23 protein-coding genes are annotated in these 23,403 nt (G+C 73.4%); 9 read left to right on the top strand and 14 right to left on the bottom strand.

What is annotated here, in order from left to right:
* Positions 1-2: 2 nt before the first annotated feature.
* The 9 genes from ACFVZH_RS09845 to ACFVZH_RS09805 all read right to left on the bottom strand — a co-directional run bounded on the left by ACFVZH_RS09845 (position 3) and on the right by ACFVZH_RS09805 (position 10,934).
* A complete protein-coding gene (locus ACFVZH_RS09845; RefSeq protein WP_384895122.1) occupies positions 3-1,145 on the bottom strand; it encodes a GNAT family N-acetyltransferase in 1,143 nt (380 codons plus the stop codon).
* Positions 1,142-1,819: a lipopolysaccharide biosynthesis protein gene (locus ACFVZH_RS09840; protein ID WP_384895120.1), complete on the bottom strand. Its 678-nt coding sequence runs from the start codon at positions 1,817-1,819 to the stop codon at positions 1,142-1,144. Before ACFVZH_RS09840 ends, ACFVZH_RS09845 begins: the two co-directional genes overlap by 4 nt.
* Positions 1,820-1,832: 13 nt before the next feature.
* On the bottom strand, positions 1,833-2,966 hold the full coding sequence (locus tag ACFVZH_RS09835) for a glycosyltransferase (RefSeq protein WP_384895118.1): 1,134 nt from the start codon (positions 2,964-2,966) through the stop codon (positions 1,833-1,835).
* Positions 2,963-3,766 (bottom strand): polysaccharide deacetylase family protein, encoded by an 804-nt coding sequence (locus tag ACFVZH_RS09830; RefSeq protein WP_384895116.1) that lies wholly within the window; start codon positions 3,764-3,766, stop codon positions 2,963-2,965. Before ACFVZH_RS09830 ends, ACFVZH_RS09835 begins: the two co-directional genes overlap by 4 nt.
* Entirely contained in the window at positions 3,663-5,411 is a 1,749-nt protein-coding gene (locus tag ACFVZH_RS09825) for a lipid II flippase MurJ (protein ID WP_384895114.1), read from the bottom strand. Before ACFVZH_RS09825 ends, ACFVZH_RS09830 begins: the two co-directional genes overlap by 104 nt.
* Before the next feature lie 535 nt (positions 5,412-5,946).
* Positions 5,947-7,287, bottom strand: a complete 1,341-nt coding sequence (locus ACFVZH_RS09820; RefSeq protein ID WP_384895112.1) for an O-antigen ligase family protein — start codon at positions 7,285-7,287, stop codon at positions 5,947-5,949.
* Between the two features lie 2 nt (positions 7,288-7,289).
* Positions 7,290-8,741 (bottom strand): sugar transferase, encoded by a 1,452-nt coding sequence (locus ACFVZH_RS09815; protein WP_384895110.1) that lies wholly within the window; start codon positions 8,739-8,741, stop codon positions 7,290-7,292.
* A complete protein-coding gene (locus ACFVZH_RS09810) occupies positions 8,738-9,874 on the bottom strand; it encodes a glycosyltransferase family 4 protein (RefSeq protein WP_384895109.1) in 1,137 nt (378 codons plus the stop codon). Before ACFVZH_RS09810 ends, ACFVZH_RS09815 begins: the two co-directional genes overlap by 4 nt.
* 1 nt (position 9,875) lies before the next feature.
* Complete coding sequence (locus ACFVZH_RS09805) at positions 9,876-10,934, bottom strand: DUF3344 domain-containing protein (protein WP_384895107.1); 1,059 nt, start codon at positions 10,932-10,934, stop codon at positions 9,876-9,878.
* 379 nt (positions 10,935-11,313) lie between these two features.
* Between ACFVZH_RS09805 and ACFVZH_RS09800 the strand changes: the two genes are divergently transcribed.
* From ACFVZH_RS09800 to ACFVZH_RS09780, 5 genes are all read left to right on the top strand, one after another.
* Positions 11,314-11,553: a chaplin gene (locus ACFVZH_RS09800; protein WP_384895105.1), complete on the top strand. Its 240-nt coding sequence runs from the start codon at positions 11,314-11,316 to the stop codon at positions 11,551-11,553.
* A 278-nt stretch (positions 11,554-11,831) separates the two neighbouring features.
* A complete protein-coding gene (locus ACFVZH_RS09795; RefSeq protein WP_384895103.1) occupies positions 11,832-12,656 on the top strand; it encodes a hypothetical protein in 825 nt (274 codons plus the stop codon).
* Positions 12,657-12,880: 224 nt separating this feature from the next.
* Positions 12,881-13,162: a hypothetical protein gene (locus ACFVZH_RS09790; RefSeq protein WP_384895101.1), complete on the top strand. Its 282-nt coding sequence runs from the start codon at positions 12,881-12,883 to the stop codon at positions 13,160-13,162.
* Positions 13,163-14,325: 1,163 nt separating this feature from the next.
* The gene (locus tag ACFVZH_RS09785) at positions 14,326-14,802 is read left to right on the top strand and encodes a hypothetical protein (RefSeq protein WP_384895099.1); all 477 of its coding nucleotides are present in this window, start codon (positions 14,326-14,328) and stop codon (positions 14,800-14,802) included.
* Positions 14,803-15,082: 280 nt separating this feature from the next.
* Complete coding sequence (locus ACFVZH_RS09780) at positions 15,083-15,367, top strand: chaplin (RefSeq protein WP_384895097.1); 285 nt, start codon at positions 15,083-15,085, stop codon at positions 15,365-15,367.
* Positions 15,368-15,429: 62 nt separating this feature from the next.
* Here the strand turns inward: ACFVZH_RS09780 and ACFVZH_RS09775 are convergent, their stop codons facing one another.
* Positions 15,430-16,296 carry a tyrosinase family protein gene (locus ACFVZH_RS09775; RefSeq protein ID WP_384895095.1) on the bottom strand — a complete coding sequence of 289 codons (867 nt, stop codon included), beginning with the start codon at positions 16,294-16,296 and terminating at the stop codon, positions 15,430-15,432.
* Complete coding sequence (locus ACFVZH_RS09770; RefSeq protein ID WP_384895093.1) at positions 16,280-16,681, bottom strand: tyrosinase family oxidase copper chaperone; 402 nt, start codon at positions 16,679-16,681, stop codon at positions 16,280-16,282. The genes ACFVZH_RS09775 and ACFVZH_RS09770 overlap by 17 nt, the downstream gene beginning before the upstream one ends.
* A gap of 150 nt (positions 16,682-16,831) precedes the next feature.
* Between ACFVZH_RS09770 and ACFVZH_RS09765 the strand changes: the two genes are divergently transcribed.
* From ACFVZH_RS09765 to ACFVZH_RS09755, 3 genes are read left to right on the top strand one after another with little or no spacing between them, the layout of a single operon-like run.
* On the top strand, positions 16,832-17,335 hold the full coding sequence (locus ACFVZH_RS09765) for a DUF5949 family protein (protein WP_384895091.1): 504 nt from the start codon (positions 16,832-16,834) through the stop codon (positions 17,333-17,335).
* Between the two features lie 19 nt (positions 17,336-17,354).
* Complete coding sequence (locus ACFVZH_RS09760) at positions 17,355-18,005, top strand: vitamin K epoxide reductase family protein (RefSeq protein ID WP_384895089.1); 651 nt, start codon at positions 17,355-17,357, stop codon at positions 18,003-18,005.
* Position 18,006: 1 nt separating this feature from the next.
* A complete protein-coding gene (locus ACFVZH_RS09755; RefSeq protein ID WP_384895087.1) occupies positions 18,007-19,026 on the top strand; it encodes a glycoside hydrolase family 26 protein in 1,020 nt (339 codons plus the stop codon).
* Here ACFVZH_RS09755 and ACFVZH_RS09750 read toward each other — a convergent pair.
* Both ACFVZH_RS09750 and ACFVZH_RS09745 read right to left on the bottom strand, forming a co-directional pair.
* Positions 18,989-19,606: a TetR/AcrR family transcriptional regulator gene (locus ACFVZH_RS09750; protein ID WP_384895085.1), complete on the bottom strand. Its 618-nt coding sequence runs from the start codon at positions 19,604-19,606 to the stop codon at positions 18,989-18,991. The two genes, ACFVZH_RS09755 and ACFVZH_RS09750, sit on opposite strands and share 38 nt — an antisense overlap.
* A gap of 18 nt (positions 19,607-19,624) precedes the next feature.
* Positions 19,625-20,311 carry a hemolysin III family protein gene (locus tag ACFVZH_RS09745; RefSeq protein WP_384895083.1) on the bottom strand — a complete coding sequence of 229 codons (687 nt, stop codon included), beginning with the start codon at positions 20,309-20,311 and terminating at the stop codon, positions 19,625-19,627.
* A 197-nt stretch (positions 20,312-20,508) separates the two neighbouring features.
* Between ACFVZH_RS09745 and ACFVZH_RS09740 the strand changes: the two genes are divergently transcribed.
* Complete coding sequence (locus tag ACFVZH_RS09740) at positions 20,509-22,332, top strand: phosphoenolpyruvate carboxykinase (GTP) (protein WP_384895081.1); 1,824 nt, start codon at positions 20,509-20,511, stop codon at positions 22,330-22,332.
* 135 nt (positions 22,333-22,467) lie between these two features.
* On the opposite strand, the gene ACFVZH_RS09735 is transcribed toward ACFVZH_RS09740, so the two are convergent.
* The gene (locus tag ACFVZH_RS09735; RefSeq protein WP_384895079.1) at positions 22,468-23,400 is read right to left on the bottom strand and encodes a poly-gamma-glutamate hydrolase family protein; all 933 of its coding nucleotides are present in this window, start codon (positions 23,398-23,400) and stop codon (positions 22,468-22,470) included.
* Positions 23,401-23,403 lie beyond the last annotated feature (3 nt).

Below are 23,403 nucleotides of genomic sequence, written 5' to 3'. Positions count from 1 at the left end.
GTTCATCCGCCGCCGCCGGGCGGCGTGCGGCCCGGGAGGCGGTCGAGGGCCCGCCCTACCCAGGCGCGTTCACGGGCCTGGGCGGCCGCCCAGCGCCGGGCGTCGGCGGCGCCCGCGCGCAGCCAGAGCAGCGGAGCCGTACCGCGTGCGGTGAGGAGCAGGCGGCGGTTGCGGACGGGCTCGGGGCGCCAGTGCTGTTTGTAGGACTCGCTGCCCCGCAGCATGCTGAGCGTGGCGCGGCCGCCGGCGCTGGTCTCGCGGGCCCCGTGCCGGAGGAGCATGGTGGCGACGTCGACCTTGCGGGCGCGCAGGGCCGGGTCGGCGCCGTACAGGTAGCCGCCGGCGAGCCGGGGGGACATGAGGGTCAGGTCGGCGGCCACCACGTCGCCGGCGAGCCGGAACTCGGTGACCATCGCGTCGCCGCGTTCGACCATGGGCCGGACGGCCCGGGTGAGGTGCTGGGCGAACCGCCGGCTGGTGTGCTCGGCGGTCACGCCACGCCCCTGCCACTGGAGCCGGTGGAGCGTCAGGAGCCGGTCGAGGGCGGCCGGGACCTCCTCCCCGGTGACGATGTGCGCGTCGATGCCGAGCGCGTCGAGCTTGCGCAGCTTGGCGCGGACCCGCTGGGCCTTCCCGGAGGGGATCCGTTCGAGCAGCCCCTCCATGGGGACGGCGGGCAGCTCCAGGCAGAGCGAGTCCGGCAGCCGCCGGCGCGGGCCGCGCCAGTGGGCGAAGACCTGCTCGCTGGCCGCCCCGGGCCGCACCTCCCGCAGGTCGATGACCGCGCCGCGGGCGGCCCGGGCGAGCCCCCGGGCCAGGGCCGGGACCGCCTCGGGACGGTCGTCGTCGAGGAGGACGTCCGTGAAGTCGGTGATGGTGCCGCCGAGCTGGGTGAGGACCGGCAGCGGCCCGCGGGCCCGCATCAGGGGGGCGGCGGCCACGAGTTCGCCGTCGTCCCCTCGGACGAGCACCACCCGCAGCGCGCCGGGACGGCCGTACGAGAGCCACCAGGAGTACAGCCAGGAGTGGGACTGGAAGGGCGTCGCGGAGGAACACCGGCCGTACAGCGCCGTCCACTCGGCCGCGAGGCGCCCGAAGCCCTCCTCGTCACGGCAGACCTCGGTCCGCAGGGTTCTCGGGGTCACACCGCCTCCGGCTGGTGCGTGGCGGCCGCCGGGGCGGGCACCGCGGCGGACGCGGCCGGGGCGGCTGCCTGCCGGGAGTGGCGGGCCTCGCCGCGGGCACCGGACCGCTTCGGGCGGACCAGGAGGACCAGGCCGCCGAGCAGGCCGCCCGCACAGCCGCCGACGAGCGCGGAGAGCGGCGCGGACGGCGAGACCGGGGCGACGGGCTTGGTGGCGCGGGAGAACTGCACGACCTTGACCCCGGTGCTGCCCGCCACATGGCTGCTGTTGAGGACGAGCGCGCGGGCCACGCCGTCGGCCATGGACACCGCCTTCGCGGGCCGTTCGGAGCGGGCGGTGATCGAGATCATCGGGGCGTCCGGGGAGGTCGCGGCCTGCACGCTCCTGCGCAGGGTGTCGGCGGTGACCCCCGCCCACACCTGGGCGTCTCCGGTCACCGCGATGTCCGTGGCGACCCGCCCGTACGCCTGGGCGAAACCGAGCGCCGCCGCCGGGTCGGACTTCTCGGCCGGTACGACGATGACGTAGCTGGTCGCCGCGTACTGCGGGGCCTTGAGGGCGCCGTAGCCGCCGCCGAGCGCGGCCCCGGCGAGGACGGCGGCGGGCAGGACCGCCCAGCGGCCGGGGGAGCGCAGGCCGGCGGGGAGGAAGGCGCGGGGTGGGGTGTTCTTCATGATGCGGGCTCTCTCACTTCGCGGGGGAGGGGGTGCCGTGGACGGACTGGTCGTAGAGGGACATCAACTGCCGGGCGCTGTGCGCGATGTCGTAGTGCCGGGCGGCCGCCGGCGCGGGGAGCCGGGCGAGCCGGGCGTCCCGGATGCCGCACAGCGCGGAGATCAGCTCGGGCACGGACTCGCCGATCCGGCGCGCGCCCGGTGCCGCGTCCGGAGGCAGGTCGTCGATCGCCGGGCAGGCCACGTACAGCGCGGGCAGACCGGCGGCGAGCGCCTCGACGACGGCGAGCCCGAAGGTCTCGTCGGGGGAGGTGGACACGAAGACGTCCATCGCGGCGAGCAGCTCGGGCAGCGAGGGCCCCTGCGCGGCGGCGGTCGGCGGGTCCTCGCAGGCCCCGGCGAGCAGCACCCGGTCCGCGGCCCCGCACGCGCGGGCCACCCCCAGCAGCTCCTCGCGCCGGTCGCCCTCGCCGACGAGCAGCAGCCGGGCCTCCGGCACCGACGCCACCGCCCGCACCAGCCGGTCGAACCGCTTCCCCGGCGCGAGCCGCCCCACCCCGCCCACGACGTAGGCGTCCCCGGGGATGCCGAGGGCCTCCCGGGTGCGGCGTCGGGCGTGCGCGTCGAAGGTGAAGCGGTCCGTCTCGATGCCGTTGGGCACCACCCGGATACGCGACGGGTCCACGCCCCAGTCGGCGAGCCGGCGGGCGACGCTGGGCGAGACCGCGACCGTGGAGGTGCCGAGCCGCTCGGACGCCAGGTACAGCGCGCGGGTACCGGCGGAGAGCGGCCGGCCCTCGATCTGGGTCTCGCCGAGCGAGTGCTCGGTGGCGATGACCCGCCGCACCCCGGCGAGCCGGGCCGCCGTCCTGCCGTACACGCACGCCCGGTAGAGGTGGGTGTGCACGAGGTCGTAGCGGCCCTGCCGGACGATCCGGGCGAGCCGGGGGAGCGCGCCGAGGTCGCGGTTCCCGGTCATGCCCAGATGGGTGACGGGCGTGCCGTCCGCCTCGATGCCCGCGGCGACCGCGCCGGGGTTGGTGAGGGTGACCACCCCGCTGCTGACCGGGAGATGGCGGAGCAGCAGCCGCAGCTGCTGCTCGGCGCCGCCGATCCCGAGCCCGGTGATGACGTGCAGGACCCTCACGGCGCACCGACCGCGGCCGGGCCGAGCGGGGCGGGGACCAGATCGGCGGGGTGGCGGCGGCGCAGCGGGTGCAGGACGCGCTTGGCGGTGAGCCGCCAGGGGGTGTCGTCCTCGCCGATGTGGACGCGGGGCAGGGCGTACGCGCTGGTGTGCGGGCCCGGGTCGATCGCGCAGGCGTAGCGGTAGCCGGCCTTGCGCACGGCGTGGATCGTGCGCGGGTCGACCTTCCCGTACGGGTAGCAGAAGCCGTCGACCGGTGCGCCGGTCATCTCCTCCAGGAGCTCGCGGCTCCGCCGGGTCTCGGCGGCGAGCGTCTCGTCGGCGGCCTCGGTGAGCGGGACGTGCGTCAGGCCGTGGGAGCCGATCTCCATGCCGGCCCCGGCGATCCGCAGGATCTCGTCCTCGGTCAGCAGCGACCTGCGCGGCCCGGCGGTGTCCCAGGCGTTCTCGCCGCCGAGCCGGCCCGGCAGGACGAACACCGTCGCCGTGAAGCCGTGCCGGCGCAGCAGCGGCAGCGCCGAGTCGAGGAAGTCCGCGTACCCGTCGTCGAAGGTGAGGCCCACCAGGCCCTTCGCGCGCCCCGCGGCGGTGGCGGCGAGCAGCTCCCGCACCGACACCCCGCGCAGCCCGCGGTCGCCCAGCCAGTGCAGCTGCCGGGCGAAGCGTACGGGGGAGACGGTCACCCGGTACGGGTCGTCAGCGGTGTCCGTGATCGAGTGGTACATCGCCACCCACAGGGGCGGTTTCACCCACAGGGGCGGCTTCGGCAGCAGACGGCGCAGCGCGGTGGCGGCGGGCATGGGGGGTCCTCCGGGAGGCGGAGCGGGGCAGGGGCGGAATCTCGGGCGCCTTGGCGGCGCAGGCGACGAAGAGCAGGAAGACGCCGCAGACGACCAGGAAGGCGACGGCGACGGCGAGGGCGGCGGGGCCGATCGCGAGCTGGCAGAGCCAGCCGGCGCCGGTGGCCCACGCGGCTGCGGTGGCGAGCCGGAGGAGACCTTCGCCGAGCCGGTCGGCCCGGACGGGGACGGCCTGCCGGTGGGCGCCGCGCAGCAGCAGGACGGCCGTGAGGGTGATGCCGAGGGCGTTCGCGGCGGCGATGCCGACCGCTCCCCAGTAGTGGGCGCCGGGAACACCGGCGGTGGCGGTCGTGGCGAGGCCCGCGGCCATGGCGGCGGCCGGGTACCAGAGCGGGCGGGCGGCGGAGAAGTAGCAGCGGACGAGGGTGCCGACCGTCGTCTGGCCGAGCAGGCCGAGTGCGTAGACCCGCATGACGGCGGCGGTGGCGGTGGTGTCGGAGGGGCCGAACTCACCCCGTTCGAAGAGAAGTTCGACGATGCGGGGGGCGGCGGCGATCACCGTCGAGGTGCCGACGAGCACCACGACCGCCGCCAGCAGCAGATCCCGCTCGACCCGGCGGCGGGCCGCCTCGCCGTCGCCCGCCGCCAGCGCGCGGGCCACCACCGGGAAGCTGACCGTGCACAGCATCAGGGACAGGATCATCGGCATCTGGGCGACCTTCTGCGCGTAGTTCAGATGCGAGATGGCGCCGGCGGGCAGCGGAGAGGCGAGGAACCGCTCGATCAGGGTCTGCGACTGGCGGCACAGCGAGAACGCGACGACGGGCGCGATCAGCCCGAGGAGCACGATCCGCCCCTCGACCGGGCCGCCGGCCGTGAGTGATTCCGGCTCCCGCGCCGGCACGGGCCTGTTCCGCAGCTCACGGACGAGCGACGGCGCCTGCACGAGGACCATCAGGACGCCGCCGACCGCGACCCCGGCGGCGGCGGAGCGCACCCCCCACGGCTCGCGGAGCAGCAGGATCGTGCCGATGATGCCGATGTTGTACGCCACGTAGATGGTGGCCGGGGGCACGAAGCAGCCGTGCGCGCGCAGCGCGGCGGAGCAGTACCCGACCAGCGCGAAGGACAGCACGCACGTCGCGGTGAGCCGCGTGCAGTCGATCGCGAGCCCCGGATCGGGCAGCCCCGGCGCGAGGGCCGACACCAGCAGCGGCGCGGCCACGACGAGGACGACGGCGCCGCCCCCGACGCCGAGGGTGAGCCGCGGCAGCGTGCCGCGCACGAGCGCCCGCACCGGATCGCCGAACAGGCTCCCCGAACGGCGGGCCAGCGCACGGGAGAAGGCCGGCACCAGGATCAGCGCCATCGCGTCCTCGATGAGCAGCGTCGAGGCGAACTCCGGCACCGTCCACGCCACCAGGAACGCGTCGGTCTCGGCCCCCGCCCCGAAGTACCCGGCCAGGATCTGGTCCCGTACGAGTCCGAGCAGCGCCCCGAGCGCGGTGAGCGCGGCGGTCACCGCCGCGGCCTTCGCCAGGAACCCGCGCCCCTGCGTCCGGTCGGCCGCGGCGACCGGCCGCCGCGGCCGCGCGTGCGCCCGCCGCCCCGTGGGCCTCGCCGGCGCGGCCCCGCTTCCCGGCACACCGCTTCCCGGCGCAACGCCCCCCTGCGCGACGCTTCCCGGCACACCGCTCGCCGGCGCCACGCCTCCCGGCACACCGCGCACGGCCACGCGCCGCGCCCCGGCGAGCCCACCGGTGCGCCCCCCCGGGCGACCGCCGGGCGGACACGCCGCACCACCGGGCGCCCCCGGCACGGACCCACCGGACGGCCTGGACACGGCACCGCCGGGCATCCCGAGTACGCCACCGCCGGAAGAGCCGAGTACGCCACCGCCGGGCATCCCGTGTCCGGCGGTGACGGTGCGGCCCTCTCCGCCGGCCCGTCCGGGGCCGCCCGCGGAGTGGCCCGCCGTCGCCGTGGCGAGCGACGGGCCGGGGGCCATCGGGACGGGCCCCGGCAGCAGCGCGGCCTCCGGGGCCCACGGGGAGTCCGTGGGGCCCGGAGGCGCGGTCGGCCAGGGGTCGGTCAGCGGTGCGCCGCAGGGAGGCCGGGGCGCGGGGCGCGGTCCGTCGGGCCACGGCGTGTCCGTGGGTTCCGGTTCACCCGCCCACGGGTCACGCACGCCTCACCTCCGCCAGCGCCCACCAGGCCGCCAGGCCCAGCACGACCGACATCAGGACGGTCGACGGGCCGCCGATGTCCGCGTAGAAGAAGTCGATGAGCTGCCAGGCGAGCAGGCCCGTCGCGATCAGCGCGCAGTCCGCGCCCAGGCGCCGCCGGCGCAGCGCGCCGACGAGCAGCGCCACCCAGCTGCCGGCCAGGGCGAGCAGTCCCACGAGGCCCTGCTCGCTCAGCACCAGCAGGTACATGTTGTGCGGCGACAGCAGCGGCTGGCGCGCGAAGGCGGCGCCCGCGCCCGCCGTGTCGCTGCCGGAGGAGAGCGCCAGGGAGGCGTTGGAGTCGCGGTACGCGGGGAAGCCCTTGAGGCCGACGCCGGTGACCGGCTCCGCCCGCCACATCCGCCCGGCCGCCGCCCACATCGTGTAACGGTCGGTCACCGACTGGTCGGGCGCGGCCGCCACCTGCGTGATGCTGGTGACCCGCTCCTTCACCATCTCCGAGCCGATGCCCAGACCGCCGACGAGGACCACCCCGAGCGCGCCCGCCGCGAGCGCCACCCGGGCCGCCCGCCGGGGCCCCGCGAGAAGCAGCTGGATCCCGCAGGCGAGCACGGTCGCGATCCACGCGCCCCGGCTGAACGACAGCACCAGCGGCACGAAGAGGAGCCCCACGCAGACCAGCGCCGCCGTCCGGGTCCGGCCCGGACCGCTGCCGAGCGCGATCCCCGTGACGACCACGAGCCCGTACGCCACCACCGTCGCCATGCCCATCACGTCGGTCGCCCCGAACGTGCCGACGGCCCGGATGTCCTCGCCCTGGTACGAGGCGCCGGTACCCGTCAGGTACTGCGCGACCCCGACCGCGCCCTGGAGCAGCGCGAACCCGACCAGGCCCCAGGCGACCACGGCGAAGTCCCGCCGGTCGCGGATCATCAGGAGCACGGCCGCCGGCACCAGGACGAAGATCTGCACGTAGCGGGCGACGCCCGGCAGGCTCGCCGCCGGGTCGTTCGAGGTGATCGCGGCCAGACAGATACCGAAGACCGGCAGACCGAGGACGACGGCCGCCGCCCGGGTCAGCGGTCGTGCCCCGCCGCGCAGCACCCGGACCAGGCAGATCAGCACCAGGAGACCGGAGGCCGCGTCCGCGACCGTCCCCGTGCCGCCGGTGCCGCCCTGCGCCCCGCCGCCGCCCGGGACGAGCAGCAGCGCGATCACGGCGAGCACCGGGGACAGCGCGACGGCCCTGCGGACCCACTCCCGTACGTCGGCTTCCCGCGCGTCCGGCTTCCGTCGGTCCGCGTCGACCGACGCCACCGTCACGGCCGTGGCCATCCTCAGCTCCCTGTCGGTCGGACGAGCCCGGCCGCCGTGCGCAGCAGGATGCAGACGTCCTGCCAGAGCGACCAGTGGTCGATGTAGTGGTTGTCGAAGCGGCAGCGGTCCTCGATCGAGGTGTCGCCGCGCAGACCGTGCACCTGCGCCAGACCGGTCAGCCCCACCGGCATCCGGTGCCGGGCCGCGTAACCGACGTGGATCTTGCTGAACTGGGCGACGAAATACGGGCGTTCGGGTCGCGGCCCGACCAGGCTCATGTCCCCGCGCAGCACGTTCCACAGCTGCGGCAGCTCATCGAGCGAGCTCTTGCGCAGGAAGCCGCCCGCCGCGCTCATCCGCCGGTCGCCCGCCACGTTCCAGCGGGTCGCCGACTCGGTGTCGTCGGAGGGCCGCAGCGTACGGAACTTCAGGAGGGTGAAGTGACGGCCGTGCTGGCCCACCCGCTCCTGCCGGAAGAGGACCCCGGGACCGTCCGAGAGACGCACGGCGAGCGCGCACAGCAGCAGCACCGGAAGGGCGAGCGCCAGCGCGGGGGCGGCGAGCGCGATGTCGAGGGCCCGCTTCGCGGACGGTCCGCGCCGCTCGTCCGGCGGGGCGACCCGGTGCCAGGCGTGCCCCCACAGGTGCTCGCCCATCGGCCCGTCCTGGTGCCGGCCGCCGATCCGCCAGGTGGTGCAGCCGTAGTGCTGGAAGAGCGTCATCAGACCGGGGTCGTCGTCGAGGAACAGCGCGTCGCGCACGGTGTTCTGGATGACGGCCCGGTGGATCTCCTCGGTCGTGGTGAGCACCGGAATCCCGATCTCCCCGGCCGGCCGAGCACCGCCCTGCTCCGGCACGCCGACGATGCCGACCGCCCGCACCCCGTACTCGGGATGCTGGGCGACCGCCGCGGCGAAGCGGCGCGCGGCCTTCGTACCGCCGACGACGAGCGCCGACCGGGGATGGGCGCGCGCGTACCGCCGCCGCCGGGCCATCAGCAGGGCGCGGACCAGACACACGACGGCGACATGCGTGCCGTACGCGGCGGTGAGCCGCAGCGGTCCGATCGCGAGCGCCGGGGAGTACGCGGCGACGCCGGCCGCGGCCAGACACCAGACGACCCCGGCGCGGGAGGCGAGCGCGGGCAGCTCGTCGAGGGCCCGGACGTGCGCGGCGGGCCGGTAGAGCCCCGCGCGGCCGTCGAGAAGCAGGACGAGCGCCGCGACCGGCAGCAGCAGCCGGACGTCCTGGTGCGTCGCGCCCAGGAGGACGGACGCGGCGAGGACGGCCAGGCCGTCGACGGCGACGAGCGTCGCCGCGCCGTCGGACCGCGGCCGGACCCGGCGGTGGCGCGGCCGGGCCAGCCGCCCGGTCGTGTCGCGGCGCGGCGCCAGGGAGGCGAGGCCGAAGGTGTGGCCCGCCGTGGGCCAGGGGCCCGGCGAGGAGGGAACGCTGGTACTTTCCGTGGTCACTGCGCAATCGGCTCTCTGTGCTCGGCCCCCCGCACTCCGGCCAGCTCGCGGTAGACGTCCGCGACGGCCGCGCCGGTGCGCCGGACATCGAATCTGCTGAGTACGTGTTCATGGGCCTCGCGGCCCAGGCGGTGCCGCAGCTCGGGCCGGCCGAGGAGGCGGCCCAGAGCGGTGGCGAGCGCGGCCGGGTCCTCGGGCGGGACCAGGCACTCGGGTGCGTGGGCGGGCGGCAGGCTCTCGCGGGCGCCGTCCACGTCGCTGACGACGACCGGCCGGCCGGTCGCCATGGCCTCCAGGGGCGCGAGCGCCATGCCCTCCCAGCGGGACGGCAGGACGACCACGTCCGCGGCCCGGTACCAGGGGGCGGTGTCCTCGACGGCCCCGGTGAACCGCACCGAGGGGCCGGCGGCGGCGCGCAGGCGTTCGTCGTCGGGGCCGTCGCCGACCAGGACGAGCCGGGCCGTGGGCACCTCGGCGAGGACGGCGGGCCAGGCGGCGAGCAGCACGTCCTGCCCCTTCTGGCGGCAGAGCCGGCCCACGCAGACGACCGTGGGCGCGGGGTTCCCGGGCGGTCCGTCGGTCGCGAACCTGGCCACGTCCACACCGTTGTGGATCACCGACCAGTCCGCCACCACCCCGGCCGCCTCGCCGGTACGCCGCTCGGCCTCGCTCACGCAGACGATCCGGTCCGCCCAGCGGGCGCCGAACCGTTCCCAGCGGCGGGCGAGCGCGGCGGTGGTCCCCTCGACCGCCTCGAACGACCAGGCGTGCGGCTGATACACCGTCGGAACCCTTCCCCGCAGGGCCAGTCGGGCGCACAGCCCGGCCTTGGCGCTGTGCGCGTGGACGAGCCCGGGCCGGACGGCGCGGATCAGCCGGGCCAGCTCCCTCGTCTCGCGGACCAGCCGGGGACCGGGGTCCCGGCCGGCCCGCCAGTCGTGGGTGTCGGCGCCCTCGGCGCGGACGGCCGCGGACAGGGGGGTGCCGGGCGGGCAGGCGACCGCGACCCGCAGGCCGGCGGCGCGCTGGGCGCGGACCAGGTCGACGACGACACGGGCGACCCCGCCGTCGCCTGGCTGGACCGCGTGCAGGACCGCGACGGGCGCGGATTCCGTTTCTCGTGGAGGCAGCACGTCAGCGCCGGACGTCCGCCTGGAAGAAAAGCGCACCGAGCCAGACGGTGTCCTTCCGGCTGCCGAACCGGACCTCGACACGGTCGCCCCCCTCGCGCAGCGCACCCCCCAGATCGAAGACGTCGGAGTCGTACCCCAGGGTGTTCGTACGATCGGGGAAGCGGACCGTACGACCGGTGCCGAATTCGGTGATGCTGGAGTTCATGACGTCGTTCGCGGAATTGGCGGAATCGGAGAGCCGCGTCCTCTTCGAGCGGCTCGTATCCACCGCCAGGTAATCCCCGGAAGTACCGCGGTCGCCGTCATAGGCGATCACTCCGAGCCGGCCGCGGGTGCCCTTGGGGAAACGGCGTCCGTCGACCGGGACGCGGAGCTCGCCGCGGCGCGGACCGATCGTTTCGAAACCGTCCCAGACAGCGATCCGGCGCAGCGGTTCCGATGCCTTCTCGTACGCGGCGACGAGCGTCCAGCCGCCCCAGCCGCCCACCGCCGACCGGCCCTTGGCGACGTTGACCTGGGCGACGGTCCACTGCCCCGGCCGGGACCGGCGGACCAGATCGGTGACGTCGGCCGACGCCTGGAAGGCATCGGCGCCGTCCGCCGTGCGGTGGCCGATCAGGGAGTCGGCGAGCAGCGCCTTGTACGCCCCGCCGGGCTCGGCGATCAGCACCCGGCCGTTGTCCTTGGCCGGCTTCTGCTCGCCCACCCGCAGGTTGCCGCCCCAGTAGAGACGGGCCCAGCTGACCCGCGCGCCCGCGGGCACGGGGAGTTCGGCGCGGCTGGAGTTGTACGTGTTGGGATCGCGGTCCACGTCGACGTACGTGATCGTGGCGCCGCTGTTCACCGACTCGGTGCCCTTCGCGCCCTTCGTCGAGGAGTTGGCGGCGCGCACGACCCCACCGTGCTGCACGGCCTCGTAGCGCGCGGCGAAGGGGACGCGGGCCGCCTCCCGGGGCTTGGGAGCGGCGGCGGAGGCGGCCGGCAGGGCGGCGGCCAGCGCCGCACAGGACAGGGCGCACAGCGCGCTGCGACGCACGGCGAGAATCGAAGAATTCCGCATACAGGTTCTCCGCTTTGATGAGAGAAGAGAGGGAAGACCCGAGAAGGCCGGGCGGGAGGAAGGTGTCGTCCGCACGAAATGGGTGAACGCGCGGCCGGCCCGGAAGCAACGTTCGGGAACGTTATAACCCCGACGCGGGGCGATAGTAAGCATTAGATGCCTGGAAACACTAACTCCCGTATCCAGGTGGCAGGTTCCTCGTTGAGCGTGTTGCGCCATTCCACGGCCTGTAGCTCCAACGGCCCTCATATGGCCCAAAGATCGGTTGAACGTCACCCGTTCGGGAGAGCAACCGATGAAAACCGGGAGCGTTGTTGAGGGAGCCGGGCCGAACAGTCCGCGCAGTCCGCGTTGAATTTCGATCGAGGAGCACTTCCCCATGTCCCGTATCGCCAAGGCCGTTGTCCTGACCGTGGGTGCCGCTGCCGCTGTCGCCGGTGCCGCCGGTGCCGCCACCGCCGACGCGGGCGCCGAGGCCGCGGCCGTGAAGTCCCCCGGTGTCGGCTCCGGCAACGCCGTCCTGGTCCCGATCAACATTCCGATCAACCTCTGCGGCAACACCGTCAACGTCATCGGTGCGCTGAACCCCGCCTTCGGCAACGCCTGCATCAACCGCTGATCTCGCACGGCGGGTCGGTCCTTCCGCAGCCGGTGCGCCCACCCCTCGACGGGGTGGGCGCACCGGCTTTTTCCTTGTCGTCATGGGGTCGGTACTCGTTCGGCCGCACCGTCGTGCTCCGTCCGGTGCAACGGCGTACGCCCCTTCGGGGGGCAGGCGCGAGGGACGGATTCACCCGAACGGATGCGTGGCGCTCAGTAGTTCCGCGGTTGCGGAGGGCTATACCCGCAGGCACCGTGAGAGAGCAGTTGTCCGACGCATAAGGAAAAGGAACACATATGCGTCCCCTCGCTACACCCCGCATCACCGCCCTGGCGATATCCGCCGTCCTCACCCTCGGCGCGGCGGGACCCGCCGTCGCCGGCGAGCACCATCCGTCCACCGCGGCCGACCGGGCCGCCCGCGCACCCCTCCCCGAAGCCGCCGCCCTGCTGACCCAGGCCGAGGCGCTCGGAGAACTGGGGTCCGTGACGACTCCCGTGACCGAACTCGTCACCGCCGCCCTCAAGGCCGACTCCGGCCGGCTCCCCGCGGCCGACGCCGACGCCCTCAAGACCAAGATCGCGGCCGCCGTCGACCAGGCCAAGGAGGCCGCACCGGCCCCGCTGCCGGACACCCCCGCGCCCGATCTCCCCGTCACCCCGCCGGCTCCGGAACTCCCGGTCACCCCGCCCGCGGTGGAGACGCCGGTGGGCCTGCCCGTGAAGCCGCCTGTGAGCCTGCCCGTCGCGGCCGGGGCGAAGGCCGCGAAGGCGGCCCCGGCGGATGTCGTGGGCGACGCCCTCGCCACGGTCGAGAAGGCGGTCGCGGGACTGCTCGCCGCCGTCACCTCCGGTGACGCCGCCGGAGTCGTGCCGCAGGTCACCGCGACCCTGACGTCGCTGGTCAACCTGGCCGTCGCCACCGTGCTCGGCAGTGGCCTGCCCGCGCCGGACCTGGCCGGACTGCCCGCCCTGCCGGCACTTCCGGTCACCGCGCCCGAGCTCCCGGTGGATCCGCCGCAGCTGCCTGTCGACCCGCCACAGCTGCCCGTCGACCCGCCGGTGAAGCCGCCGGTCGGCGTGCCCGACCTGCCGGTCAAGCCCCCGCTGCCCGTCCGGTAGTCACCCGCGCGTCTGTGCCGGTCCGGCGTCCGCCGGACCGGCACAGACGTGTGCGATCGGCAAATAGCACCGGTCCGCATCGATCGGGTGCAGTGTCGAGAAATCCCTCCTCCCGGAGTTTCCGGGGAGCGCACTCCTCGTTACAGAAGCAGAACGATGTACAGGATTCGGCCAAGAACCCTGTACGGAACGTGACTTGAAAGTGCAGAGGAAGGATTCATTCCATGAAGCCCACCAAGGTCGCCGCGGTTGTCGCCGGTTCGCTGATGGCGCTGGGTGCCGCTGCGCCCGCCATGGCCGCGGAGGCGATGACCCCCACCAGCCTGAACGGTGGACTCGAAGCGATCGCCGCCAATGGGCTGAAGACGGACGTGCTGAGCAGCACCACGGACGGCTCCCCGGTCAAGAGCGTCACGGACGCCGCCACCCAGCTGAACCAGACCACCAAGGGCGCCCCGCTGCTCGGCGGCCTCCCGGTCCCCGGTGGGCTCCCGCTCGGCGGCTGACGTCACATCAGCATCTCTGTCCCGAAGGGCATTTGCGGCCGCTTTCGAGTCGCCGTTCCTCACGGTCGGCTGATCGAATGATTTTCTGATCAGCTGCCGTGTGGCCCCCGCAGTGTGCGGTGGGCCGACCCATACCCTCTGGCCAGTTCCACGCGAGCGTCGGCGTGGATCAGGCCGGACGGAGCGAGGGGGGATCCTCGCCGGTCTCTCCCTTTCTCCAGAGGAAGAGCGGTATGCGGTCCATCATCAGCAGGAAAGTACTCACCGCGGCGGCAGCGACCGGCATTCTGTCGTTGAGCGGCGGATTCGCCCTTGCCGCGGGTTCCCACGCGGGCACGGGCGACGGGTCGGGCCCCGCCACCGCCGGCCATGCCCAAGCCCCCCTGCCGGCGGACGTCTGCGGCCAGGGCGTGGATCTCGGCGGCTTCGTCGAGGCGGCCGTCGGCGACCTCTGCGCCCAGGCGGACGAGCCCGGCGGCTACGGCGACGAACCGACCCACCCGCCGACCCATCCGCCCACGCACCCCCCAACGCACCCGCCGACCCACCCGCCCACGCACCCGCCGACCCATCCGCCCACGCACCCCCCCACGCATCCGCCGACGCACCCGCCGACGACCCCTCCGGCGACCATGCATCCGCCGACGCATCCGCCGACGACTACGCATCCGCCGACGACCCCTCCGGCGACCACGCATCCGCCGACGCATCCGCCGACGACTACGCATCCGCCGACGACCCCTCCGGCGACCACGCATCCGCCGACGCATCCGCCGACGACTACGCACCCGCCGACACATCCGCCGACGACCACGCACCCGCCGACGACCACGCACCCGACGACACACCCCCCGACGCATCCGCCGACAACCCCGCCCACCGGGCCTCCTGAGCTCCCCGACACCGGTGGCGACCCCGCGCTCATGGGCGCGGCCGCGATCAGCGCCGCGCTGATCATCGGCGGCGGTGTTCTGTACCTCCGCGGTGGGCGGATCAGCCGCCGCCACTGATCCCGGCGGCCCGCCACGCGTCAACCCGGGCCCTCGCCTTCACCGGTGAGGGCCCAGCGCGTTGCTGCACATGGGTTACTCCCGCCACGTTTCGGCCAAGGGCCTCGTTCACCGCACATGACTCTGCGTTCTCACGCGGGCATGGGACTTCTCATGACCGCACTCGCCTCCGCCGCCCTGGCCTCTCCCGCCGCCGCCGTCGAGGCGCCGGTGCTCGTCCCGCTCCAGGGCCTCGAGCCGGTCCTGCCGATGGACGCGCCGACCGTGGCGACCGGCGTTCCCGTCCCGATGCCCGGTGCGCCCACCGGTTTCCAGAAGGGCATCGGAGCGCTGCCGGACGTCACGCTGCCCAGCGTTCCGCTCGCCGGCACCCTGCCGGGCACCGTCGTCGACGCGCCGCTGCCCGAGGTCCTCAGGGACAGCGAGCCCGGTCGCGCGCTGGTCAGCAGCCCGCACTCGGAGATGAAGGCGGCCACGCCCGGGGCGATCGTCGGCAACCCGCTGGAGGCCCCGCGGGGCAACGGACTCGGCGGTCTGCCGGAGCTGACGAAGCCTTCGGTGGGGCTGCTCACCCCGATGCTGAGCGGAGCCCTCGACCCCCAGCTGGGTCTGGCGCCGACCACGCACTGAGGCCGGTGCACCCCCCCGCGCGGGTGAAGACACGATTCTTCCCCGCCACCCCAGGGGTTCTCGGTCGTTGCATGAAGAGGCTTGTCGCATGGCCGCGGCCCGCGGACCGAGGCCGTCCCGTCGTATCCGGCGGCGGACGGTGTCTCGGCCCGCGGGCCATTCTTTTCGCATTTCCTCATCCCGTTCGGCGCAATGGCCGTGACCCGGCAGGGAGATCGGCGTTGAACGGGAAAGACGGCCGTGATTCCTGCGGTCGCTTTCCACGTCCAAGGAGTTCTTGATGTCTCGCATCGCGAAGGCTGCCGCTGTTCTCGCCGGCACGGGTGCCGTTGCCCTCAGCGGAGCCGGCCTGGCCGTCGCCGACTCGGGCGCCGAGGCCGTCGCCGCCCACTCGCCCGGTGTCGCCTCCGGCAACGTCGTCCAGGTCCCGGTGCACGTCCCGGTCAACGTGTGCGGCAACACCGTCAACGTCATCGGTCTGCTGAACCCGGCGTTCGGCAACACCTGCATCAACGCCGACGGCGGCCACGGCCACGGCCACGGTGACGGCGGCTACGGCGGCTGATCCCCCCGCTCCACACACGTGTCCCCCCGGCCCAGCGGGCCGGGGGGACACGTGCGTGCGGCTCACACGTAGCGGTAGACGCGGCTGTGGTCGAACATCTCCGCCGGGGTCACGCCCCAGGGCGCCATCGGCTGGTGCCGGGCGGCGACCTTGCGGTACTGGGCGTCGCCCAGCGGCGGCGGCTCCGCCGGCAGATAGGCGGCGCCGGGGTTGCGCTGCTGCCACCGCGACCAGACCAGGTCGACGAAGGAGTGGTGCAGCCAGAAGACCGGGTCGTTCACGGAGCCGCCGCCGAGCATCAGCCCGCCGACCCAGCGGTGCACCCGGTTGTGGACGCGGAACCGCTCGTTTCCCTTGCCCGGCGCCCAGCCCTCCAGGCGGTTGCGGAAGCCGGAGGTGCTCGTCGAGTTCCAGGGCGCCACGTCGTACACCCGCTCCCGCATCACCTCGTCCAGCTGGGCCTGGGTCGGGAGCGCGATCGGGTCGCGGGGGCGGCCGAAGTCCCTGGTCAGGAAGCGGGTCTCGGTCATGGCGTAGGTGATGTTCCACCGCCCGCCGGACTGGGCGAAGGGGCCGGTCATCACCTGGAGGTCGGCGCGGCGGCCGTTGCCGCCCATGAAGTCCTCGCCCCAGATCGACGAGGCCGGGCTGTTGTCCCGGGTCCAGTCCCAGTACGGGACGGAGACCGTCGGGTCGACCCGGCGCAGGGCCTTCTCGAACTCCAGCAGGAACCGGCGGTGCCAGGGCAGGAAGCTCGGCGCCATGTGGGCGACCCTGAGCTTGCCCTCCCCGTCCGCCGAGTAGTAGTCGATGTGGGTGCGGACGAACTCGTCGTACGTGCCCTTGCGCTTGAGCTCCAGAACGGCGGCGACGAACTTCCGGCGCTCGGCACCGGTCAGATCGCGCTGGTTCTTACGCGTGTACACCACGCGGGCTCCCTCCCGTCGGGTCGGTGTGGACGCCGTGGGCGCCGGCGAGCCGGGAGAGCGGGGCCGTGCCCAGCTCGTCCACGGCCGCACGGGTGGCCGCCAGGGGCGTCGGGCAGGACTCGTAGTGGTCGATCGGGGTGACGTAACCGCCGTCGGCGCAGCGCATCAGGTGCAGCGGCCGGCCGTCGACGAGCGCCACCGGCCCGCCGTCCGGGCCGGTGAAGCCGAGCAGGCGGCGGCCTCCGTACATCTCGTCGAAGGCGTGCGGGTCGCGGGGGTCACCCGACGGCGGGCGGGCCGCGATACGGCCGAGGGCGCCGCCCGTGAAAGCGGTGACGGCCAGAGCGAAGAGGGACCGCAGTGCGACGCGGCGCGGGACGATCATGAGTGATCTCCTCGTGGTCGGCTAATGCCCTCAGGGCACAACGATGAAAACCCGGGTTCGTTGCGGCGGAAATGCCAGCGGCGTGAATGTCGGCCGTTCGAGTGAAAACGGCGCGGGGAAAGGGTGGTTGGAGCATTAGCATCCGGTTTCATGACCACTTCCAACGTCGTTTCCTCGGCGCGCAGCGCCTCTCCGCTGGGAACTCTCACGGTGATCCCGTGGTCCAGCGAGCCCTCCGCCGACGCGGTCGGCACGCCGTTCCTCATGGCGTACTCGCTCGGCGACGGCCGGGACGGGCCGGAGGCCGGTCAGCAGGCCATGCGGGCGGCCCTGGAGTCGATGGGCCTCTCCGTCGGCGACCGGCTCTTCGATCTGGAGAGGGACGCCGGGATCAACGCCACGCTGCTCGTCGAGGGCGGGTCGGCCGTCCTCAACCTGCCGTTCCTGAAGGTGCAGTGCCCGGTGCCGGCCGAGTGGCAGGAGGCCGCCCGCGAGCGCGGACAGGTCTACCTCATCTGCTCCGTCCGCCCCTGGGCCGAGGCGGTTCCCGGGCAGCCGGTCGACGAGGCGCGGCTGCGTGCCTTCGTCTCCGACGAGGAGATGCTCGCGGACAGCGCCCACGTCCTGATGCCGGTCCGCCGCCTCCAGGGCTGAGCGGGAAGGGGTTCGCGTCATGGCGACGGTGAACGTACGGGGCGGAGTGCTCGGGCAGCGGCAGGAGGAGGCTCCGCCGGAGACCGGCGGGGCGGTGCACGGCGCGAGCCGGGCCTTCGCCTGGATGCTGATGATCACCGGGGCGGCGGGCGTGCTGGCCGGCTGGGTGATCACGATCGACAAGTTCAAGCTCCTGGAGGACCCCGGCTTCCAGCCCGGGTGCAGCCTGAACCCCGTCGTCTCCTGCGGCAGCGTCATGAAGAGCGAGCAGGCGGGGGTCTTCGGCTTCCCCAACCCGATGCTCGGCCTCGTCACGTACGCCGTCGTCGTCGCCGTCGGCGCGGGGCTGCTCGCCGGGGCCCGCTACCGGGGCTGGCTGTGGCTCGGGCTCAACGCCGGGATGCTGTTCGGCGTCGGCTTCTGCACCTGGCTGATGCACCAGTCGCTGTACGAGATCAACGCGCTGTGTCTCTGGTGCTGCCTGGCGTGGGTCGCCACCATCGTCATGTTCTGGTACGTCACCGCACAGAACGTCTGCAGCGGCGTCCTGCCGGCCCCGGCCGGGCTGCGGACCTTCTTCGGCGAGTTCGCCTTCGCCCCGCCCGTCCTGCACATCGGGATCATCGGGATGCTGATCCTGACCCGGTGGTGGGACTTCTGGACGAGCTGACGTGAAACCCCTCCTCTCCTGGCCGCGGGCCGCACTGACCGTGCTGCTCGCGGCCCTTGTCGTGCTCCTGCTGCCGTACGACCGGCTCGCGCCGGGCGGGCGGCACACCGGCGGCCGGGCCGTGCCGGAGACGCAACGGCTGCCGGGGGTGCCGTCGGGGTTCTTCACCGGCTCCGACGAGGCCGGGGTGCGGCGGATCGCCGCGGTGCAGGCATGGCTCGGCGGTGACGCGCTGAGCGTCGGTCACACGTATCTGCCGGGCGACCGCTGGTCCAACATCGAGGGGCATCCGGCGCTCTTCGGGCCCTGGGCGCGCTGGAAGGCGGAGCGGCCCGGGCGGCTCTTCGTGCTGAACGTGCCGCTGCTCGACCGCAGCGAGGCGGGGCTGCCGGACGCCGAGGTGCGGACGGGACTGCGGCGCGGCGCCGCGGGCGGCTTCGACGCGCACTTCCGGGTCCTGGGGGAGCGGCTCGTGGAGCACGGTCTGGGGGACGCGGTCCTGGTCCTGGGCTGGGAGATGAACGGCACCACCTACAGCCATCGCTGCGGTCCCGACCCGACGACCTGGAAGGCGTACTGGCGGCGGGTGGTCGGGGTGCTGCGAGGGGTGCCGGGGCAGCGGTTCCGGTTCGACTTCACCCCGAGCCGGGGTACGGACGCGGTCGCGTGGCCGCGCTGCTACCCCGGTGACGACGTCGTCGACATCATCGGCATGGACGCCTACGACCAGCCGGCGGGGCTGTCCTTCGAGGAGCAGGTGACCGAGGAGTACGGGCTCGACCACCACGTGCGGTTCGCGGCGGCGCACGGGAAGCCGGTGTCGTACCCGGAGTGGGGGCTCTTCCGGAACGGGGACAACCCCGTGTACGTCCGGGGGATGCTCGACTGGTTCGCGGCGCACCGGCCGGTCTACCAGACGGTCACCGACTACTGCCCGCACGGTGTGTGGGGCTGTGCGGACAACCCCGAGTCGGCGCGGATCGTCAGGGGCGCGCTGGGGGCGCCGTCAGGCCGTTCCTGAGGGTGTCGACCGCCCGGTCGAGGAGCCGGGGCAGGTCGTCGGCGTGGCCGTTCTCGGCCCAGTGGACGGTCGCCTCGCGCAGCGCCCCGAGGGCCGCCGCCGTGAAGATGCGTACCTCCAGGTCGAGGGCGTCCCGGCCGGTCCGGTCGGCGATCGCGCGGGCCAGCCGGCGGCCGGTGGCGGCGGTGGTCTCGGTGAGCCGGGCGCGGACGGAGGGGATCTCCGCCATCAGCCGGGCGCGCAGCAGCGTCTCCTCGGGCTCTTCGGCGAGGGCGGTGCGGACGGCTTCGAGGACGACGGCGCGGAGGGATTCGAGGGGCTCCTCGCCGGCGGGTCGGGCGCGCAGCCTGGCCTCCAGGTACGCGTCGTTCTCGTCGGTGAGGAGGATGTCCTCGCGGACCGGGAAGTAGCGCACGACGGTGGAGGGGGAGACCTCGGCGGCCTCGGCGATCCGGTCGGTGGTGGCGGCGTCCCAGCCCTGCTCGGCGGCGAGCCGGTAGGTGGCCTTCCGGATCGCCGCGCGGGTCTTGGCCTTCTTGCGTTCGCGCAGGCTCGGGGGCGGGGTGGGTTCGGCGGCCATGGACGCCATTCTCCCAGGTCAGGAGTGCTGGTAGGCGACCAGTGAGATGCCGACGTAGTGGACGATGAAGGCCGCGAGCGTCAGCGAGTGGAAGACCTCGTGGAAGCCGAACCAGCGCGGGGACGGGTTCGGGCGCTTCATGCCGTAGATGACCCCGCCCGCGCTGTAGAGCAGTCCGCCGACGATGACGAGGACGAGGACGGCGATGCCGCCCGCGCGCATGAAGTCGGGGAGGAAGAAGACGGCGGCCCAGCCCATCGCGATGTAGCAGGGCGTGTACAGCCAGCGGGGGGCGCCGACCCAGAAGACGCGGAAGGCGATGCCGGCGGTCGCCGCCGCCCAGACCGCCCACATGAGCGGCTTCGCGGTGGAGTCCGGGAGCAGCAGCAGGGTGAGCGGGGTGTAGGTGCCCGCGATGATCAGGAAGATGTTGGCGTGGTCGAGGCGCCGGAGCACGGCCTCGCCGCGCGGGCCCCAGTTGCCGCGGTGGTAGAGCGCGCTGATGCCGAAGAGCAGGCAGGCGGTGAGGACGTAGATCCCGCAGGCGATGCGGGCGCGGGGCGAGTCGGAGAGGGCGACGAGGACGAGGCCCGCGACGATCACGGCGGGGAACATGCCCGCGTGCAGCCAGCCTCTGAGCCGGGGCTTCGTCGGGAGCGACGTCGGGTGCTCGATCGGGGTCACTTCCGGCGTGGCTGCAGTCATGGAAAGGAATCGTACCTACGCCCCCGTAGGTCCCGGATACGAGTGGCGATGCTCACGTGTGCACCCCCCTGGACATATGGGCGGATCCATCGGATGATCAAATGAGTGCGGTCGGCACCGGATGAGCAGCTACGAAGCATCCGGGTCGCGGCCCCCACGGGGCATACATCTAAAAAACCCCTCAACAAGGAGCAATCGTGGCGCGCGACAACGCGGCTCCCACCACCGTCCCCACCCAGCACCAGGAGCTCGTCTCCTGGGTGAACGAGATCGCCGAGATCACCCAGCCGGACGACATCGTCTGGTGCGACGGGTCCGAGGCCGAGTACGAGCGCCTGTGCGAGGAGCTCGTCGCCAAGGGGACCTTCACGAAGCTCGACCCGGTCAAGCGGCCGAACTCGTACTACGCGGCCTCCGACCCGACCGACGTCGCGCGCGTCGAGGACCGGACCTTCATCTGCTCCGAGAAGGAGGAGGACGCGGGCCCGACCAACCACTGGAAGGCCCCGGCCGAGATGAAGGAGCTCTTCGCGGGCTCCGAGGGCATCTTCCGCGGCTCCATGCGCGGCCGCACCATGTACGTCGTGCCCTTCTGCATGGGCCCCGTCGGCTCCCCGCTCTCCGCCATCGGCGTCGAGATCACCGACTCCGCGTACGTCGCCGTCTCCATGCGCACCATGACCCGCATGGGCCAGGCCGTCCTCGACGAGCTCGGCACCGACGGCTTCTTCGTCAAGGCCGTCCACACCCTCGGCGCCCCCCTGGAGGAGGGCCAGGAGGACGTGCCGTGGCCCTGCAACTCCACCAAGTACATCTCGCACTTCCCCGAGAGCCGCGAGATCTGGTCGTACGGCTCGGGCTACGGCGGCAACGCCCTGCTCGGCAAGAAGTGCTACGCGCTCCGCATCGCCTCCGTCATGGCGCGTGACGAGGGCTGGCTCGCCGAGCACATGCTGATCCTCAAGCTGACCCCGCCGCAGGGCGAGGCGAAGTACGTCGCCGCCGCGTTCCCGTCGGCCTGCGGCAAGACCAACCTGGCCATGCTGGAGCCGACGATCTCCGGCTGGACCGTCGAGACCATCGGCGACGACATCGCCTGGATGCGCTTCGGCGAGGACGGCCGCCTCTACGCGATCAACCCCGAGGCCGGTTTCTTCGGCGTCGCGCCCGGCACCGGCGAGCACACCAACGCCAACGCCATGAAGACCATGTGGGGCAACTCCGTCTTCACCAACGTCGCCCTCACGGACGACGGCGACGTGTGGTGGGAGGGCATGACCGAAGAGCTGCCCAAGCACCTCACGGACTGGAAGGGCAACGACTGGACGCCGGACTCCGAGACGCCGGCCGCCCACCCGAACGCCCGCTTCACCGTCCCGGCCGGGCAGTGCCCGATCATCGCGCCGGAGTGGGAGGACCCGAAGGGCGTGCCGATCTCGGCGATCCTCTTCGGCGGCCGCCGCGCCTCCGCCGTCCCGTTGGTCACCGAGTCCTTCGACTGGAACCACGGCGTCTTCCTCGGCGCGAACGTCGCCTCCGAGAAGACCGCCGCCGCCGAGGGCAAGGTCGGCGAGCTGCGCCGCGACCCGTTCGCCATGCTGCCGTTCTGCGGCTACAACATGGGCGACTACATGGCCCACTGGGTCAAGGTGGGCGCGACGGCGGACGCCGCGAAGCTGCCGAAGATCTACTACGTGAACTGGTTCCGCAAGAACGACGCGGGCAAGTTCGTCTGGCCCGGCTTCGGCGAGAACAGCCGCGTCCTGAAGTGGATCGTCGAGCGCCTCGACGGCAAGGCCGAGGGCGTCGAGACCCCGATCGGCATCCTGCCGACCCCGGAGTCCCTGGACACCGAGGGCCTGGACCTGCCGGCCGAGGACCTGGAGTTCCTCCTCAAGGTCGACCGTGACGTGTGGCGCGAAGAGGCCGCCCTCGTCCCCGACCACCTGAACACCTTCGGCGACCACACGCCGAAGGAGCTGTGGGACCAGTACAACGCGCTCGTGGAGCGCCTGGGCTAGTCCCCCCTGAAACTCGTGGTGGGTTGCCCCGAAACACCGCCCTGACCAGTGGGGTCACGACGGCCCATCACGACGCATCCGGCCCCCGGAGCCCCCTCAGGCTCCGGGGGCCGGCGCATGTCCGGGCCCGGGGGCCTAGAGGATCGGCTGGCCGGCCTCGACGGTCGCGATCGCGCGGCGGCAGGCGTCACGGAACGCCTCGAACTGGCCGTTCGACTCCTTCCAGCTCGTCGCGCGGTCGCCGCGGGTCGAGTAGTTGCCGAAGAGGCTCTGGCGCAGCTCCGTGGTCATCTCGATCTGGGCACCCTTGCCGAGCATCGTGAGGTTGCACGGGTTGGTGACGTGGCTGCCGTTGAAGTTCGCGAGGCGGGCGACGTACGTGGGGTCGAAGGCGTCGACCACCGGGAAACCCGCCTTGCCGATCTCGTACACCAGCGCCGCGCGGAACTCGGCGTTGAGACCGCCGACGACGGCGAGACGGGGGTCGTTGCTCGGCGGCCAGATCAGGGGCTCGGGCATGCCCAGCTGGTCGTACTGGCAGCCGTGCAGCGACAGGACGTTGAGGTGGCTCCCGGCGAGGGACAGGGCGATGTGGTCGTCGCAGTTCCTCGACGTGACGTGCAGCGCCTTGTTGCCGGTGGAGAGCAGGCCCTCGAACAGGAAGTAGTCGTACGTGGGCAGGGAGAGCGGCTTGTCGAGCGGTGCGATGTTGCCCGGGTCGTAGCCGGCGATGCCCAGGGCGAGCTCGCTCGTGCCGATCTCGATGCCGCCGCCGTGCAGGGCGAGGATCGCGGTGCGCGGGTAGTCGGCCTTCTCGCTCAGCTTGGAGTCGGTCCAGGCGTGACGGCGCCACCGGCGGCCGTACGAGGTGCCCTCGACGAGCTTCGGGTCCTTGTACAGGGCGGTGTTCGTCAGGTACTCCTCCGGCTCGACCGGGCCCACGGCCGTGGCGGCGGCGGCCGGGGCGGCGGCGGCGAGCTGGCCGAGGACGGGGGCGCCCGCCGTGGCGGCTGCGGCGAAGGCCGTCAGGACGGTACGGCGGGACGTGGGACGCTGTGGAAATGTCATGCG

It is taken from the genome of Streptomyces sp. NPDC059534, from assembly GCF_042743475.1.
Lineage (GTDB): Bacteria > Actinomycetota > Actinomycetes > Streptomycetales > Streptomycetaceae > Streptomyces.
Note: the sequence above shows the minus strand (reverse complement) of the source record. Positions and strands in the feature narration are given on the sequence as shown.